Genomic DNA, 15,417 nt, shown 5'->3' on the forward strand with positions numbered 1-15,417 from the left:
ACCTTCCGTAACGTCCTCAACTGGCGGCGGTGAATATGCCGCTGCCGCCGTGGGGGAGCCTCGATTCGGGAGAGGACGGCGCCGGTATGGGCTGGGTAGTCGACTGGAGTGCGCAGGCGGCCTGCCGCACTACCGATCCGGATGAACTGTTCGTGCAGGGAGCAGCGCAGAACAGGGCCAAGGCGGTGTGCACCGGATGTCCGGTGCGCACGGAGTGCCTGGCGGACGCGCTCGACAACCGCGTCGAGTTCGGTGTGTGGGGAGGGATGACGGAGCGGGAACGCCGCGCACTGCTGCGCAGGCGGCCCACCGTGACCTCCTGGCGCCGGCTGCTGGAGACCGCGCGTACGGAGTACGAGCGGGGGGCGGGCATCCTGCCCCTCGATGACGACGAGGTCTACGAGAACTACGCGGCGGTCGGCTGAGAGCACGCGGTGCCCGAGGGCACGGTGTGCCGACCTCTCGGGTCTCGGGAGTCTCCTCAGGCTCCGTCGGTGGGCTCCGGCAGCTCCGGGCGAGCGGCCGCGAGGCGGTTTCCGATGTCCCGCAGCCCCGCGAGGTCGTGGACGTCGCCGGGCAGCGCGGCCACCTCGGCCACCGCCACCTCGGGGTGGCGTGCCGTGAAACGGTCACGCGTACGCTGCTCGCGGGAGAGCAGTTGCATGCGCTCGGCGTGCAGTCTCAGCAGGCCCGCGGTGAGTTGTTCGACGGTCCGCTCCTGCGGGGCGGCGTCCTGGTCCGTGGTGGCGGGGGAGCCTTCGGCGGACGCGGGAGTCTCGGAAGCGGAGGATTCTGAACTGCCGTACGTGTCGGGAGAGTTACGAAGTACTCCCTTCCCGTCCCCCTGATCCACAATGCCGGGCTCTTCAAGATTTTCCGCGGCGCCCAGTGCCCGCTCGGCGGACAGCTGCGCGGCGCCGCTGCCGTGGACACGGTTGAGCACCAGGCCTGCCAGCGGCATGTCCTCGGCGGCCAGCCGCTCCACGAAGTACGCGGCCTCCCGCAGCGCGTCCCGCTCCGGGGCCGCGACCACCAGGAAGGCCGTCCCGGGCGCCTGGAGCAGCTTGTACGTGGCGTCCGCGCGGGTGCGGAACCCGCCGAAGGTGGTGTCCATCGCGGAGACGAACGTCTGGACGTCCTTGAGGAGTTGCCCGCCGAGCAGCTTGCCGAGGGTGCCGGTCATCATCGACATCCCGACGTTCAGGAACTTCATCCCGGCCCGCCCGCCCAGCTTCGCCGGGGCCGTCAGCAGCCGGATCAGCCGCCCGTCCAGGAAGGACCCCAGGCGCTTCGGCGCGTCCAGGAAGTCGAGCGCCGAACGGGACGGGGGCGTGTCGACGACGATCAGGTCCCATTCGTCCCGGGACCGCAGCTGGCCCAGCTTCTCCATCGCCATGTACTCCTGCGTGCCCGCGAAGCCCGCCGAAAGCGACTGGTAGAAGGGGTTGTTGAGGATCGCGGACGCCCGCTCCGGATCGGCGTGCGCCTCGACGATCTCGTCGAACGTGCGCTTCATGTCGAGCATCATGGCGTGCAGCTCACCGCTCGCCGCGTCGTCGACGCCCTTCACCCGGCGGGGGACGTTGTCGAGCGAGTCGATGCCCATCGACTGGGCCAGCCGGCGTGCCGGGTCGATCGTGAGGACGACGACCTTGCGGCCCCGCTCGGCCGCGCGCAGGCCCAGGGCCGCCGCCGTGGTCGTCTTGCCGACCCCGCCCGCGCCGCAGCACACCACGATGCGGGTCCTCGGGTCGTCGAGCAGCGGGTCGAGGGCGAGCACCCGGGCGGGGGAGATGCGGTGGCGGGCTTGGTCCTGGGACGGGGACGGTGGCTGAGAGGCTGGTGCGTCGGCCGGGTCCGGACTCATGACATCCCCTGTTCCCGCAGGTCGGTGGCCAGTTCGTACAGGCCCGCCAGATCCATTCCCTCGGCGAGCAGCGGCAGTTCGTGCGTCGGCAGGCCCAGCTCGCCCAGCACGGCCCGCTGCTCGTGCTCCAGCGCGTACCGCTCGGCGTACTCCTCGGCCTGCCGGACCAGCGGGTCGACCAGCCGCTCGGCGTTCCCGCCGCGTCGTGCCCCGCCGAGCCCCGCGGCCGACAGCGAGCGTGCCACGGCGGTCCGCGAGGTCGTCCGGACGAGTTCCAGGTCGGTGGCGTCCAACACCTGGGGCCGCACCATGTTCACGATGATCCGCCCCACCGGCAGCCGGGCCGACCGCAGCTCGGCGATGCCGTCCGCGGTCTCCTGGACGGGCATCTCCTCCAGCAGCGTCACCAGGTGCACCGAGGTCTCGGCCGACTTCAGCACCCGCATCACCGCCTGGGCCTGATTGTGTATGGGGCCGATCTTGGCGAGCCCCGCGACTTCGTCGTTGACGTTCAGGAAGCGCGTGATACGGCCGGTGGGGGGCGCGTCCATGACGACGTAGTCGTAGACGAACCGGCCGCTCTTGTCCTTGCGGCGGACCGCCTCGCAGGCCTTGCCCGTGAGGAGTACGTCCCGGAGGCCGGGCGCGATGGTGGTGGCGAAGTCGATCGCGCCGAGCTTCTTCAGGGCCCGGCCGGCGCCGCCCAGTTTGTAGAACATCTGGAGGTAGTCCAGAAGGGCCAGTTCGGGGTCGATGGCGAGTGCGTACACCTCCCCGCCCCCGGGAGCGACGGCGATCTTGCGCTCCTCATAAGGCAGCGCTTCCGTCTCGAAGAGTTGTGCGATGCCCTGCCGGCCCTCGACCTCGACGAGAAGCGTCCGCTTCCCCTCGGTGGCGAGGGCCAGCGCGAGGGCGGCGGCGACCGTGGTCTTTCCGGTCCCGCCCTTGCCGCTGACGACCTGGAGCCTGCTCACGTATTCGAGCCTAACCAGTCCGGGGGCGGGCTACTCCGGTGGCTGTGGACAACGTGGCGTCGGACGGGTGGTGGGCAGAGGCTAAAGTCGGCCGCATGACCAAGTGGGAATACGCAACCGTGCCGCTGCTCGTCCACGCCACGAAGCAGATCCTGGACACCTGGGGCGAGGACGGCTGGGAGCTCGTCCAGGTCGTGCCCGGGCCGAACAACCCCGAGCAGCTCGTGGCCTACCTCAAGCGGGAGAAGGCGTGAGCGCGGTCGAGGCCCGGCTGGCCGAACTGGGGCTGACCCTGCCGGCCGTCGTCCCGCCGCTGGCCACGTACCAGCCGGCCGTGCAGTCGGGTGTGTACGTGTACACCTCCGGCCAGCTGCCGATGGTGGACGGCAAGCTTCCGGTCACCGGGAAGGTGGGCGCGGAGGTGACGCCGGAGGAGGCCAAGGAGCTGGCGCGGACGTGCGCGTTGAACGCTCTGGCCGCGGTGAAGTCCGTGGCCGGTGACCTGGACCGGATCGCCCGCGTGGTGAAGGTCGTCGGGTTCGTGGCCTCGGCGTCGGACTTCACGGGCCAGCCCGGAGTGGTGAACGGCGCGAGCGAGCTGCTCGGCGAGGTGCTCGGCGACAAGGGCGTGCACGCGCGCAGCGCGGTGGGCGTCACGGTGCTGCCGCTGGACGCGCCGGTGGAGGTCGAGGTCCAGGTGGAGCTGGTGGGGGCGTAGCGGGTGCCCTGTGGTTCGAACGGTCATCTCGAACCCGGGGGCACCGCACTTCTGGGCACCGGTCCACGCCGTACGGCCCGTCCGGTGCTTGGGGCGAGGCCCCTCAGGGCCGGAGCGGGGGTCTGGGAACCCGGCCCCCGGGAACGGCCGGACCAGCGCGGCGCGTCCTGAGAGCGGAGAAGGCCCGCTCTCGAACATCCGCGCACCAGGAGATAGCCTCCGCCCATGGCAAACGGGCAGTGGTACCCCCGGGAATGGCCCGACCGCATCCGCGCCCTCGCGGACGGCACGCTCACCCCGGTCACCCCCAGGCGCGCGGCCACCGTCATGCTCCTGAAGGACACCGGCACCGGCCCCGCCGTCCACATGCTGCGCAGAAGCGCCTCCATGGCCTTCGCGGGCGGCGCGTACGCCTACCCGGGCGGCGGAGTGGACCCCCGCGACGACGACCACCACGTCCACTGGGCGGGCCCCACGCGCGCGTGGTGGGCGCACCGGCTCGGCGTGGACGAGACCGAGGCCCAGGCGATCGTCTGTGCGGCCGTACGCGAGACGTACGAGGAGGCGGGCGTCCTTCTCGCCGGCCCGGCCCCCGACTCCGTGGTCGGCGACACGACGGGCCCGGACTGGGAGGCCGACCGCGCCGCCCTGGTCGCCCGTGACGTCTCCTTCGCGGAGTTCCTGGGGCGCCGCGGCCTGGTCCTGCGGTCGGACCTGCTGGGTGCCTGGACGCGCTGGATCACCCCGGAGTTCGAGCCCCGCCGTTACGACACCTGGTTCTTCGTGGCCGCGCTCCCGAAGGGGCAGCGCACCCGCAACGCATCCACGGAGGCCGACCGCACGGTGTGGATCCGGCCGGCCGACGCGGCGGCGTCGTACGACGCGGGCGAGCTGCTGATGATGCCGCCCACCATCGCGACCCTGCGCCAGCTGGCGCCGTACGCCACGGCCGCCGACGCGCTCGTGGCGGCGCCCGGTCGCGACCTGACCCCCGTCCTCGCACAGGCACGTCTGGAGGGCGGGGAGATCGTGCTGTCCTGGCCGGGCCACGACGAGTTCACCAAGCACATCCCGACCGACCTGTCGACCGGTGGAGCCCCCGTATGACGGACGCAGCAGCCCTTCCGGGCCAGCCACGGGGCGGGGTCCTCGCGGGCCCCGCCACCGCGCGCGCGGTCAACGTCCTCGCGCCCAACGCCTCCGCGATGACCCTGGACGGGACCAACACCTGGCTCCTCGCCGAACCCGACTCCGAACTGGCCGTGGTGATCGACCCGGGCCCCCTGGACGAGGGCCATCTGCGGGCCGTCGTCGACACCGCCGAGAAGGCCGGCCGGCGCGTCGCCCTGACCCTGCTCACCCACGGCCACCCGGACCACGCCGCCGGCGCCGCCCGCTTCGCCGAGCTGACCGGGACGAAGGTGCGGGCCCTGGACCCGGCGTTGCGGCTGGGGGAGGAGGGGCTGCGCGGCGGGGACGTGGTCGACGTCGGCGGTCTGGAGCTGCGGGTCGTACCGACGCCGGGGCACACCGGGGACTCCCTGTGCTTCCATCTCCCGGCCGACCGGGCGGTCGTGACCGGGGACACGATCCTGGGACGGGGGACGACGGTCGTCGCCCACCCCGACGGGCGCCTCGGTGACTATCTGGACTCCCTGCGGCGCCTCAGGTCGCTCACGGTCGACGACGGGGTGCACACGGTGCTGCCGGGCCACGGGCCGGTCCTGGAGGACGCCCAGGGCGCCGTCGAGTTCTATCTCGCCCACCGCGCCCACCGTCTCGCCCAGGTCGAGACGGCCGTGGAGGACGGCGTGCGGACGCCGGCCGAGGTGGTCGCCCGCGTCTACGCGGACGTCGACCGCTCCCTGTGGCCGGCGGCCGAGCTGTCCGTACGGGCCCAGCTGGAGTACCTGGAGGACCACGGGCTCATCTAGGCCGACGGGTCCGAGCGAGCCTCCTGTACGGCGGCCCCGTCCCGCCCGCCTGGACCGCGCGGGCACGGCGCCCGCCTGTCTCACCCGGTCACGACAAGGGCCCCGCCTCCCAGGAGACGGGGCCTCATCGACGTACGGACGCAGCTTCGTGCGAGAGGTGCTTCGGGGCGGCTAGCGCGAACGCTTCGCCAGTCGCTCCACGTCGAGCAGGATCACGGCCCGTGCCTCCAGGCGGAGCCATCCGCGCTGGGCGAAGTCGGCGAGCGCCTTGTTCACCGTCTCGCGGGACGCGCCGACCAACTGGGCCAGCTCCTCCTGCGTGAGGTCGTGGACGACGTGGATGCCCTCCTCGGACTGCACGCCGAAGCGGCGGGAGAGGTCGAGGAGCGCGCGGGCGACGCGGCCGGGCACGTCCGAGAAGACCAGGTCGGACATCGCGTCGTTGGTCTTGCGCAGCCGACGGGCGACGGCGCGCAGCAGGGCGCCGGCCACCTCGGGACGGGCGTTCAGCCATGGCTGGAGGTCGCCGTGGCCGAGGCCGAGCAGCTTGACCTCGGTGAGCGCGGTGGCGGTCGCCGTGCGCGGGCCCGGATCGAACAGGGACAGCTCGCCGATCAGCTCGCTGGGGCCGACCACGGCCAGCATGTTCTCGCGGCCGTCGGGGGAGGTCCGGTGGAGCTTGACCTTGCCCTCCGTGACGACGTAGAGCCGGTCTCCGGGGTCGCCCTCGTGGAAGAGTGAGTCGCCGCGCGCGAGCGTGACCTCACTCATGGAGGCGCGGAGCTCAGCGGCCTGCTCGTCGTCGAGAGCAGCGAAGAGCGGGTTGCGCCGCAGAACGTCGTCCACGAGTTGTCTCCTTGTCGACCTGCTCAGGGGAGGGTGCTCCCCCGTGTACCAGGGGACCGTGTTCCCCATTTTGCCGGGCGGTCCAAACAGTGTGATCTGTCACAAGGATGCCGCACACGTGTGCCGGGGTAAGCGACAGGGGTCCAATTGGGCGCCGATCTTCAGGGTCCGGAGCGGATGTCAGTGCCGGGCTCTAGGCTGGCCGGGTGTCCAAATCGCCGGTGAGAGCACAGGCCGAGGGGGCTGGGCGGGTGGTTGTACGTCGGGATTCCGCTGTGGGCGAACAGGGCTCCGGTGGCGGAAAGAAAACGGCAAAAGCGACAGAGAAGGCTCCGGTGAAGAAGGCGACCGCCAAGAAGGCAGCCCCCGTCAAGAAAGCGGCCGTCGCTCCTCGGAAGGCCGCCGTCCCGGTGAAGAAGGCCGGTCCCGCCAAGACCGCCGTCCCGGTGAAGAAGGCCGGTCCCGCCAAGATCGCCGCGGCGCCGCCGAAGAGCGAGTCGCACACCGCCCTCGTCCGCCGTGCCCGCCGGATCAACCGCGAACTCGCCGAGGTGTACCCGTACGCCCACCCCGAGTTGGACTTCGAGAACCCCTTCCAGCTGATCGTCGCCACGGTGCTGTCCGCCCAGACCACCGACCTGAGGGTCAACCAGACGACACCCGCTCTCTTCGCCGCGTACCCCACACCGGAGGACCTGGCCGCCGCCAACCCGGAGGAGGTCGAGGAGATCCTGCGGCCCACCGGGTTCTTCCGGGCCAAGACCAGGTCGGTGATAGGGCTGTCCAAGGCCCTGGCGGAGGAGTTCGGGGGAGAGGTCCCGGGGCGGCTGGAGGACCTCGTCAAGCTGCCCGGCGTCGGCCGCAAGACCGCCTTCGTGGTCCTCGGCAACGCCTTCGGCCGGCCCGGCATCACCGTGGACACGCACTTCCAGCGGCTGGTGCGGCGCTGGCGGTGGACCGACCAGACGGACCCCGACAAGATCGAGGCCGCCGTCGGCGCGCTCTTCCCCAGGAGCGAGTGGACGATGCTCTCGCACCATGTGATCTTCCACGGCCGCCGTATCTGCCACGCCCGCAAGCCCGCCTGCGGCGCCTGCCCCATCGCCCCGCTCTGCCCGGCGTACGGCGAGGGCGAGACGGACCCGGAGAAGGCGCGGAAACTGCTCAAGTACGAGAAGGGCGGCTTCCCGGGCCAGCGCCTGAAGCCCCCGCAGGCCTACCTGGACGCGGGCGGCAGGCCCGCGCCGCCGCTGGGAGCCGGATGACCCGCCGGCCCGCGTCACCGTGGGTACGTGCCCAGGAACGATCTCGGGGCCGTCGGGCGTTGGACCGGGCAGGACGACGGGGGTGGCGATGACGCGCACGGGCAACACGCAAGGCGGTCCGGTGACACTCAGCAAGGACGGCCTGCCCGGCTGGCTGGACCCGGTGGTGCGTGCCGTGGAGACGGTCGAGCCGCTCCAGCTCAGCCGCTTCCTGCCGCCGGCGGACGGCAAGGGGCGGCAGTCCGCCGTCCTGGTCCTGTTCGGCGAGGGGGAGCGCGGCCCCGAGCTGCTGCTCATGGAGCGCGCGAGTTCCCTGCGGTCGCACGCCGGGCAGCCGTCCTTCCCCGGCGGCGCACTGGATCCGGCGGACGGCGACCCGATGGGCGACGGACCACTCCGGGCGGCCCTGCGCGAGGCCGAGGAGGAGACGGGGCTCGATCCGTCCGGCGTCCAGCTCTTCGGCGTGCTGCCCAAGCTGTACATCCCGGTCAGCGGCTTCGTCGTCACGCCCGTGCTGGGCTGGTGGCGGGAGCCGACTCCGGTTGGCGTGGTCGATCCGAACGAGACCGCGGCGGTTTTCACCGTCCCCGTGGCGGATCTCACGGACCCCGCCAACCGGGCCACCGCCGTTCACCCCAGAGGCCACCGAGGTCCGGCATTCCTGGTCGAATCGGCGCTCGTGTGGGGGTTCACCGCCGGAATCATCGACCGTCTGCTCCATTTCTCCGGCTGGGAACGACCGTGGGACCGTGAGAAGCAGGTCCCACTGGACTGGCGCGCATGACAGGGTGACATCCGTGAATGTGCTGGACATCCTGTTGCTGGTCGCCGCCGTGTGGTTCGCGATCGTCGGCTATCGCCAGGGCTTCGTCGTCGGCATCCTGTCGGTGATCGGGTTCCTGGGCGGCGGTCTCGTCGCGGTCTACCTGCTCCCCGTCATCTGGGACGCGCTGACCGACAACGCCGAGGTCGGCACCACCGAGGCCGTCGTCGCCGTGGTCGTCGTCATCGTCTGCGCCTCGGTCGGCCAGGCCCTGACCACCCACCTCGGCAACAAACTGCGCCGGTACATCACCTGGTCCCCGGCCCGCGCCCTGGACGCCACCGGTGGCGTCCTGGTCAACGTCGTGGCGATGCTGCTGGTCGCCTGGCTGATCGGCTCCGCCCTCGCGCAGACCACACTGCCGACGCTGGGCAAGGAGGTCCGCAGCTCCAAGGTGCTGCTCGGCGTGTCGGAGGCGTTGCCCGACCAGGCCGACACCTGGTTCCAGGACTTCACCTCCGTCCTCGCGCAGAAGGGCTTCCCGCAGGTCTTCAGCCCGTTCTCCAACGAGCCGATCAAGGAGGTCAGACCGCCGGACCCGGCTCTCGCCGACAGCGCGGTCGCCGCCCGCGCCCAGCGTTCCATCGTCAAGGTCATGGGCACCGCCGAGAGCTGCGGCAAGGTACTGGAGGGCACCGGCTTCGTCTTCGGCGACCGCCGCGTCATGACCAACGCGCACGTCGTGGGCGGCGTCGACGAGCCCACCGTCCAACTGGGCGGCGAGGGCCGGAAGTACGACGCCACGGTCGTCCTCTACGACTGGCAGCGCGACATCGCCGTACTCGACGTACCCGACCTCGACGCGCCCGCGCTGCGGTTCACCACCGAGGACGCGAGCAGCGGGGACGGCGCGATCGTCGCCGGCTTCCCGGAGAACGGGTCGTACGACGTCCGTGCCGCGCGCCTGCGCGGACGCCTGACGGCCAGCGGCCCGGACATCTACCACCGCGGCACCGTGCGCCGCGACGTGTACTCGCTGCACGCGACCGTCCGTCAGGGCAACTCCGGAGGCCCGCTGCTCACCCCGGAAGGGAAGGTGTACGGCGTGATCTTCGCGAAGTCGCGCGACGACGCCGACACCGGGTACGCGCTGACCACGGACGAGATCCAGGAGGACATCGCCCGCGGGCGCACCGCGAACCAGCAGGTGGACAGCGACAGCTGCGCGCTCTGAGCCGGAGTCGGAGATCCCGGCCGCAGAGCGGGAGCGTCGGAGGTCGCGTCGCGGAAAGGGCCGTCGGCCTCAGCTTCGCGGATGACGCAGACGGACCGAGACCCAGCGGGCCCGGCGGCGCAGGATGCGCGGGATGCCCACCCGGAGATCCGTGCCACCCGGCATCTGCGGAGCACCGCCTCGCTGGTGGGAGCTCAGGCCCGAGGCCGAGCGGCGAGTGCGTGCTGCGTCACTGTAGTCGTGCGTCCAGCCCATACCCGGACGTGTGCCCCTGCCCCAAGGTCGATAACCGCCCCCAGGCCCCTCAATTGGCCTATGCGCCAGGCAATTGGCCGTTCGTAGGACAGGTGTTCACGGCAGGGGATCCCAACCGGATACCGGACGCGTCGGCACGGTCACCCCTCGGCAGGGCGGCCTCTGGGCAAGGCGGCCTCTCGGCCCGGTTCCTGACGGGCACGGTCACCGATCGGGCTCGGGGTCCTTCAGCCAGTTGACCAGTTCGGTGGAGAAAGCGACAGGGTCTTCCTCGTGCGGGAAGTGGCCGAGCCCGTCGAACAGCCGCCAGCGGTACGGCGCTTCGACGTACTCCCCGGAGCCGGCCGCGCTGCGCGTGCGCAGCACGGGATCGAGCGAGCCGTGCAGATGCAGCGTCGGCACCCGCACCGGCCGCTTCATCCGCCGGTTGAACTGGATGCCGTCGGGACGCGCCATCGAGCGCACCATCCACCGGTACGGCTCGATCCCACAGTGGGCGGTCGACGGAATGCACATCGCCCGCCGGTACGCCTCCACCACCTTGTCCTCCGGCAGCCGTGGCCCCGACCAGTCCCGGATCAGGCGGGCCACCAGCGCGCCGTCGTCGGCGGTGAGCTGCCGCTCGGGCACCCAGGGGCGCTGGAACCCCCAGATGTAGGAGCCGGCGCGGGTCTGCTTGACGTCGGAGAGCATGGCCGAGCGCCAGCGCCGCGGGTGCGGCATCGAGGAGACCGCGAGCCGCCGTACGAGCTTCGGGCGCATCGCGGCCGCCGTCCACGCCAGATAGCCGCCCAGGTCGTGACCGACCAGCGCCGCGTCCGGTTCCCCGAGGGAGCGGATCACCCCGGTGATGTCGAGGGCGAGGTTGGCGGGGTCGTAGCCCCGCGGGGTGCGGTCGCTGCCGCCCACACCCCGCAGGTCCATGGCGACGGCACGGAAGCCCGCGTCGGCGAGCGCGGTCAGCTGGTGCCGCCAGGTCCACCAGAACTGGGGGAAACCGTGCAGCAGCAGCACCAGCGGCCCGTCTCCCAGCTCGGCGATGTGGAAGCGCGCGCCATTGGCGGCGACGTCCCTGTGGGTCCAGGGACCGTCGACGCGTACGACCGAGGCGGCTTGCGCCGAAGTGGAGGCGGGGTCCGTCATGACGACGAGCGTGCCACAGCCTCGATGGCCCTCGCGTCCGGCACCCCGTCCCCCAGCTCCGGCCGCGGGTGCGGCTTGGCGTTCTGCAGGACGCCCGCCGACTGCTTCATCGACGCGGCGACCTTCTGCGGCCCCTTGCCCTTCTTCGCCTTCTTGGCGAACACCACGCCGATCAGCGCGAGGACGAGCGCGAGAAGCACGTTCGCCGCGAAGGACAGCAGGAAACAGATCGCGAGGTTCCAGTCGGTCCAAGTGCGGATGCCGTACGCCAGCGCGAAGTTCAGCATCGGCAGCGAGAACACCAGCACCGCGCCGGCCACCGTGAACGCGCCGCCGCTGGTCGCGCCGCGTTTCACGTCCTGCTTGAGCTGCGCCTTGGCCAGGGCGATCTCGTCGTGCACCAGTGCGGACATCTCGGTCGTCGCCGAGGCGAACAGCTGGCCGATGCTGCGTTCGGCGCCGACCGGGCTGCCGTCGGGTGCGCTCATCGCGGTCTCCCTCTTCTGCCGGACGTCCGCCGGGCTGGTGCCCGACCTCCGCCCGGCTTGTGCCTGACTGGGAACGGTCCTTTTGTACGGTCCTTTTGTACCGTCCCGTCAGATCATGCCGGACGGTCGTGCTCCTCGCCTGCCCCACCCGTCACTTCGGCAAGCCCGCGTCGTTTGGCGGCCTCCCGTTCGGCGGCCTTGAGCCCGGCGATCCGGCGGTGCTCGGCGGCCTTGCCGTCGTAGATCTCCGCCATGCGCAGGTGGTACGCGGGGTCGTCCTCCTCGTAGACGTCCGGGATGCCGTCGCGGTCGTCGTCGCGCTCCTCCGCCTCCCACAGCCTGCGGTACTTGGCGTTGCGTATCTTCAGCAGCACCGTCGCGAGCAGGGCGGCGATGAGCGAGCCCATCAGTACGGCGGCCTTGACCTGGTCGGTCAGTGCCGTGTCGCCCTCGAAGGCGAGCTCGCCGATGAGCAGCGACACGGTGAAGCCGATGCCGGCGAGGGTGGCCACCGCGAACACGTCGGACCACTCGAGGTCGTCGCTGAGCGAGGCCCGGGTGAAGCGGACCGTCAGCCAGGTGCCCCCGAAGATGCCGAGCGACTTGCCGACGATCAGCCCGAGGACCACCCCGAGCGTCTCCGGCCGGCCGAACACCTCGCCGACCGCTCCGCCGGACAGGGCGACACCCGCGCTGAACAGCGCGAACAGCGGCACGGCCAGCCCGGCCGAGAGCGGCCGTACGAGATGTTCGATGTGTTCGCCGGGGGAGTGGGCCTCGCCCTCGCGCCGCGTGCAGCGCAGCATCAGGCCCATCGCGACGCCCGCGATGGTGGCGTGGACGCCGCTGTTGTACATCAGCGCCCAGATGACGAGCGCGAGCGGGACGTACACGTACCACCCGTGGACGCCCGTGCGCAGCAGCAGCCAGAAGACCGCGAGGCCGGCGACGGCGCCGCCGAGCGCGGCGAGGTCGATCGTGTCGGTGAAGAAGACCGCGATGATCAGGATCGCGAAGAGGTCGTCGACGACGGCGAGCGTCAGCAGGAACGCGCGCAGGGCGTTCGGCAGGGAGGTGCCGATGACGGCGAGCACGGCCAGCGCGAAGGCGATGTCCGTTGCGGTGGGCACCGCCCAGCCGGCCAGGGAACCCCCGCCGGTGACGTTGGTGAGCGTGTAGACGAGCGCCGGTACGGCCATCCCGCACAGGGCCGCCACGACGGGCAGCGCGGCCGCCCTGGGGTCCTTGAGGTCGCCGGCGACCAGCTCGCGCTTGAGCTCGATGCCGGCGACGAAGAAGAAGATCGCGAGGAGTCCGTCGGCGGCCCAGTGCTCGATCGACAGGTTCAGGCCGACGGCCTCGGGGCCGAGGTGGAAGTGGCTGACGCTCTCGTAGCTGTCGTGCAGCGCCGGGATGTTCGTCCAGACCAGTGCGGTGACGGCGGCGAGCAGCAGCAGTACCCCGCCGACGGTCTCGGTGCGCAGCGCGTCGGCCACGAAGGTCCGCTCGGGCAGGGACAGCCGTCCGAGGACCTTGCGGGCGGTGGGGGTGCGGGGCGCGGCCACGGGGAGACCTCCGGACGGTGGGCAGGACGGAACCATTGCCGACCAGACTTCCCGGCGCACCTATTTGATTAGCTTACCTAAAGTATGGGGGAGACCTACGGGGGTCCTTTCACCATAGGGGCGAACGGGGCGCCCGGCGCTCTGGCGCCGGGTGCCCCTCACCACCGTGCGTATGCTCAGTCCTCGCTCGGCGCCGCCGGGAGCTTGGCCTGGATGAACTCCATGACGGTCGAGTCCGTCAGGGTCGTCACGTCACCGAGCTGGCGGTTCTCGGCGACGTCCCGGAGCAGGCGGCGCATGATCTTGCCGGAGCGGGTCTTCGGCAGCTCGGCCACCGGCAGGATCCGCTTGGGCTTGGCGATCGGGCCGAGGGCGGTACCGACGTGGTTGCGCAACTCGTTGACCAGCGTCTCCGTCTCCGAGGCCGTACCGCGCAGGATGACGAAGGCGACGATCGCCTGTCCGGTGGTCTCGTCGGCGGCACCCACGACGGCCGCCTCGGCGACCGACGGGTGGGAGACGAGCGCCGACTCCACCTCGGTGGTGGAGATGTTGTGGCCCGACACGAGCATCACGTCGTCGACACGGCCCAGGAGCCAGATGTCGCCGTCGTCGTCCTTCTTCGCCCCGTCACCGGCGAAGTACCTGCCCTCGAAGCGTGACCAGTACGTGTCGAGGAAGCGCTGGTCGTCGCCCCAGATGGTGCGCAGCATCGACGGCCACGGCTCGGTGAGGACGAGATAGCCTCCGCCGCCGTTCGGCACCTCGTTCGCCTCGTCGTCGACGACCGTCGCGGCGATGCCGGGCAGCGGTGTCTGCGCGGAGCCGGGCTTGGTCGCGGTGACGCCGGGCAGCGGCGAGATCATCATCGCGCCGGTCTCGGTCTGCCACCAGGTGTCGACGACCGGGGTCCGGTCGGCGCCGATGTGCTTGCGGTACCAGATCCAGGCCTCGGGGTTGATGGGTTCGCCCACGGAGCCGAGGATCCTCAACGAGGACAGATCGAACTTCGCGGGGATGTCGTCGCCCCACTTCATGAACGTACGGATGGCCGTGGGCGCGGTGTACAGGATGGTGACCCCGTACTTCTGCACGATCTCCCAGAAGCGGCCCTGGTGCGGGGTGTCCGGCGTGCCCTCGTACATGACCTGGGTCGCGCCGTTGGCCAGCGGCCCGTAGACGATGTACGAGTGCCCGGTGACCCAGCCGACGTCGGCGGTGCACCAGTAGACGTCGGTCTCCGGCTTGAGGTCGAAGACGGCGTGGTGGGTGTACGCGGTCTGGGTGAGGTAGCCGCCGGAGGTGTGCAGGATGCCCTTCGGCTTCCCCGTCGTCCCCGACGTGTAGAGGATGAACAGCGGGTGCTCCGCGTCGAACGCCTCGGGCGTGTGCTCGGCGGACTGCCGCTCGACGATCTCGTGCCACCAGACGTCGTGGCTGTCTTTCCAGGCGACCTCCTGGCCGGTGCGGCGGACCACCAGCACGTGCTCGACGTTGCCCGCGCGCTCCACCGCCTCGTCGACCGCCGGCTTGAGGGCGGACGGCTTGCCGCGCCGCCAGCCGCCGTCGGAGGTGATGACGACCTTGGCGTCGGCGTCCTGGATCCGGGTCGCGAGCGCGTCCGCCGAGAAGCCGCCGAAGACGACGGAGTGCGCGGCGCCGATCCGGGCGCAGGCCAGCATCGCGATCGCCGTCTCGGGGATCATCGGCATGTAGACGGCGACCCGGTCGCCCTTCTGCACACCCAGCTCCAGCAGGGCGTTCGCGGCCTTGGAGACCTCGTCCTTCAGCTCGGCGTAGGTGAGGGCTCGGCTGTCGCCCGGCTCGCCCTCGAAGTGGATGGCGACCCGGTCGCCGTGCCCGGCCTCCACATGACGGTCGACGCAGTTGTACGCCACGTTGAGCTCGCCGTCCTTGAACCACTTGGCGAACGGCGGGTTCGACCAGTCCAGAGTCTCGGTCGGCTCCTTGGCCCAGGCCAGTCGGCGGGCCTGCGCGGCCCAGAAGCCGAGCCTGTCAGCCTTGGCCTGCTCATACGCCTCCGCGGTGACGTTGGCGTTCGCGGCCAGGTCGGCGGGGGGTGCGAACCTGCGCTCCTCACGCAGCAGGTTGGCCAGGCTTTCGTTGCTCACGCCATCTCCCTTTCTCAGGGTTGTCCGCTGTGTCCCAGGCCACAGCTCATCAGACCCGGGGGCCCGGTGACAAGGGTCGACGGAAAATTGGTGTAGACCTGTCGGTACGGCTCTTCCGGCGGCCGGGGTCATCCGTATCCACGGACGCCGACCAGGCGGAGTTCAGCACGTGTCGCGCCTTTCACACTCCGTCCCCCGAGGCCGGCACCGTGACCGAGGGAGGGGGTGGCCGG

The 15,417-nt window shown here is 71.2% G+C and carries 16 protein-coding genes; 8 read left to right on the forward strand and 8 right to left on the reverse strand.

All coding sequences use genetic code 11. The features are described 5' to 3' along the window. Positions 1-86 precede the first annotated feature (86 nt). Positions 87-425, forward strand: coding sequence for a transcriptional regulator WblA (gene wblA, locus QQS16_RS22920; RefSeq protein WP_286063707.1), 339 nt, complete (start codon positions 87-89; stop codon positions 423-425). A gap of 56 nt (positions 426-481) precedes the next feature. Here wblA and bagB read toward each other — a convergent pair whose 3' ends face one another. Together bagB and bagA are read right to left on the reverse strand one after the other, a co-directional pair. Beyond that, the gene (gene bagB, locus QQS16_RS22925) at positions 482-1,867 is read right to left on the reverse strand and encodes an ATPase BagB (protein WP_286063708.1); all 1,386 of its coding nucleotides are present in this window, start codon (positions 1,865-1,867) and stop codon (positions 482-484) included. Beyond that, the gene (gene bagA / locus QQS16_RS22930) at positions 1,864-2,841 is read right to left on the reverse strand and encodes an ATPase BagA (protein WP_286063709.1); all 978 of its coding nucleotides are present in this window, start codon (positions 2,839-2,841) and stop codon (positions 1,864-1,866) included. The genes bagB and bagA overlap by 4 nt, the downstream gene beginning before the upstream one ends. Before the next feature lie 95 nt (positions 2,842-2,936). Here bagA and sp36 point away from each other — a divergent pair, with 95 nt between their 5' ends. From sp36 to QQS16_RS22950, 4 genes are all read left to right on the forward strand, one after another. Beyond that, positions 2,937-3,095 (forward strand): Sp36 family protein, encoded by a 159-nt coding sequence (gene sp36, locus QQS16_RS22935; RefSeq protein ID WP_003967454.1) that lies wholly within the window; start codon positions 2,937-2,939, stop codon positions 3,093-3,095. After that, positions 3,092-3,559, forward strand: a complete 468-nt coding sequence (locus QQS16_RS22940; RefSeq protein ID WP_286063710.1) for a RidA family protein — start codon at positions 3,092-3,094, stop codon at positions 3,557-3,559. The genes sp36 and QQS16_RS22940 overlap by 4 nt, the downstream gene beginning before the upstream one ends. A 225-nt stretch (positions 3,560-3,784) precedes the next feature. Then, entirely contained in the window at positions 3,785-4,666 is an 882-nt protein-coding gene (locus tag QQS16_RS22945) for an NUDIX hydrolase (RefSeq protein WP_286063711.1), read from the forward strand. Next, complete coding sequence (locus QQS16_RS22950; protein WP_286063712.1) at positions 4,663-5,493, forward strand: MBL fold metallo-hydrolase; 831 nt, start codon at positions 4,663-4,665, stop codon at positions 5,491-5,493. The genes QQS16_RS22945 and QQS16_RS22950 overlap by 4 nt, the downstream gene beginning before the upstream one ends. A gap of 171 nt (positions 5,494-5,664) precedes the next feature. On the opposite strand, the gene QQS16_RS22955 is transcribed toward QQS16_RS22950, so the two are convergent. Then, positions 5,665-6,339 (reverse strand): Crp/Fnr family transcriptional regulator, encoded by a 675-nt coding sequence (locus QQS16_RS22955; protein ID WP_023547771.1) that lies wholly within the window; start codon positions 6,337-6,339, stop codon positions 5,665-5,667. A gap of 275 nt (positions 6,340-6,614) precedes the next feature. Between QQS16_RS22955 and nth the strand changes: the two genes are divergently transcribed. The 3 genes from nth (at position 6,615) to QQS16_RS22970 (ending at position 9,601) form a co-directional block, all read left to right on the forward strand. Further along, positions 6,615-7,604: an endonuclease III gene (gene nth, locus QQS16_RS22960; protein ID WP_502963831.1), complete on the forward strand. Its 990-nt coding sequence runs from the start codon at positions 6,615-6,617 to the stop codon at positions 7,602-7,604. Between the two features lie 88 nt (positions 7,605-7,692). Then, on the forward strand, positions 7,693-8,388 hold the full coding sequence (locus QQS16_RS22965) for an NUDIX hydrolase (protein ID WP_286066421.1): 696 nt from the start codon (positions 7,693-7,695) through the stop codon (positions 8,386-8,388). Positions 8,389-8,401: 13 nt separating this feature from the next. Continuing rightward, the gene (locus QQS16_RS22970; RefSeq protein WP_286063714.1) at positions 8,402-9,601 is read left to right on the forward strand and encodes a MarP family serine protease; all 1,200 of its coding nucleotides are present in this window, start codon (positions 8,402-8,404) and stop codon (positions 9,599-9,601) included. 69 nt (positions 9,602-9,670) lie between these two features. Here the strand turns inward: QQS16_RS22970 and QQS16_RS22975 are convergent, their stop codons facing one another. The 5 genes from QQS16_RS22975 to acs all read right to left on the reverse strand — a co-directional run bounded on the left by QQS16_RS22975 (position 9,671) and on the right by acs (position 15,184). Further along, positions 9,671-9,856: a hypothetical protein gene (locus QQS16_RS22975; protein ID WP_286063715.1), complete on the reverse strand. Its 186-nt coding sequence runs from the start codon at positions 9,854-9,856 to the stop codon at positions 9,671-9,673. A gap of 204 nt (positions 9,857-10,060) precedes the next feature. Further along, positions 10,061-10,999 (reverse strand): alpha/beta fold hydrolase, encoded by a 939-nt coding sequence (locus QQS16_RS22980; protein WP_286063716.1) that lies wholly within the window; start codon positions 10,997-10,999, stop codon positions 10,061-10,063. After that, positions 10,996-11,487 carry a phage holin family protein gene (locus QQS16_RS22985; protein WP_286063717.1) on the reverse strand — a complete coding sequence of 164 codons (492 nt, stop codon included), beginning with the start codon at positions 11,485-11,487 and terminating at the stop codon, positions 10,996-10,998. Before QQS16_RS22985 ends, QQS16_RS22980 begins: the two co-directional genes overlap by 4 nt. 113 nt (positions 11,488-11,600) lie before the next feature. Next, complete coding sequence (gene nhaA / locus QQS16_RS22990; protein ID WP_286063718.1) at positions 11,601-13,052, reverse strand: Na+/H+ antiporter NhaA; 1,452 nt, start codon at positions 13,050-13,052, stop codon at positions 11,601-11,603. Positions 13,053-13,228: 176 nt separating this feature from the next. Next, positions 13,229-15,184 (reverse strand): acetate--CoA ligase, encoded by a 1,956-nt coding sequence (gene acs, locus QQS16_RS22995; protein WP_286063719.1) that lies wholly within the window; start codon positions 15,182-15,184, stop codon positions 13,229-13,231. Positions 15,185-15,417 lie beyond the last annotated feature (233 nt).

It is taken from the genome of Streptomyces sp. ALI-76-A (assembly GCF_030287445.1).
In the GTDB taxonomy this organism is placed as follows: domain Bacteria; phylum Actinomycetota; class Actinomycetes; order Streptomycetales; family Streptomycetaceae; genus Streptomyces.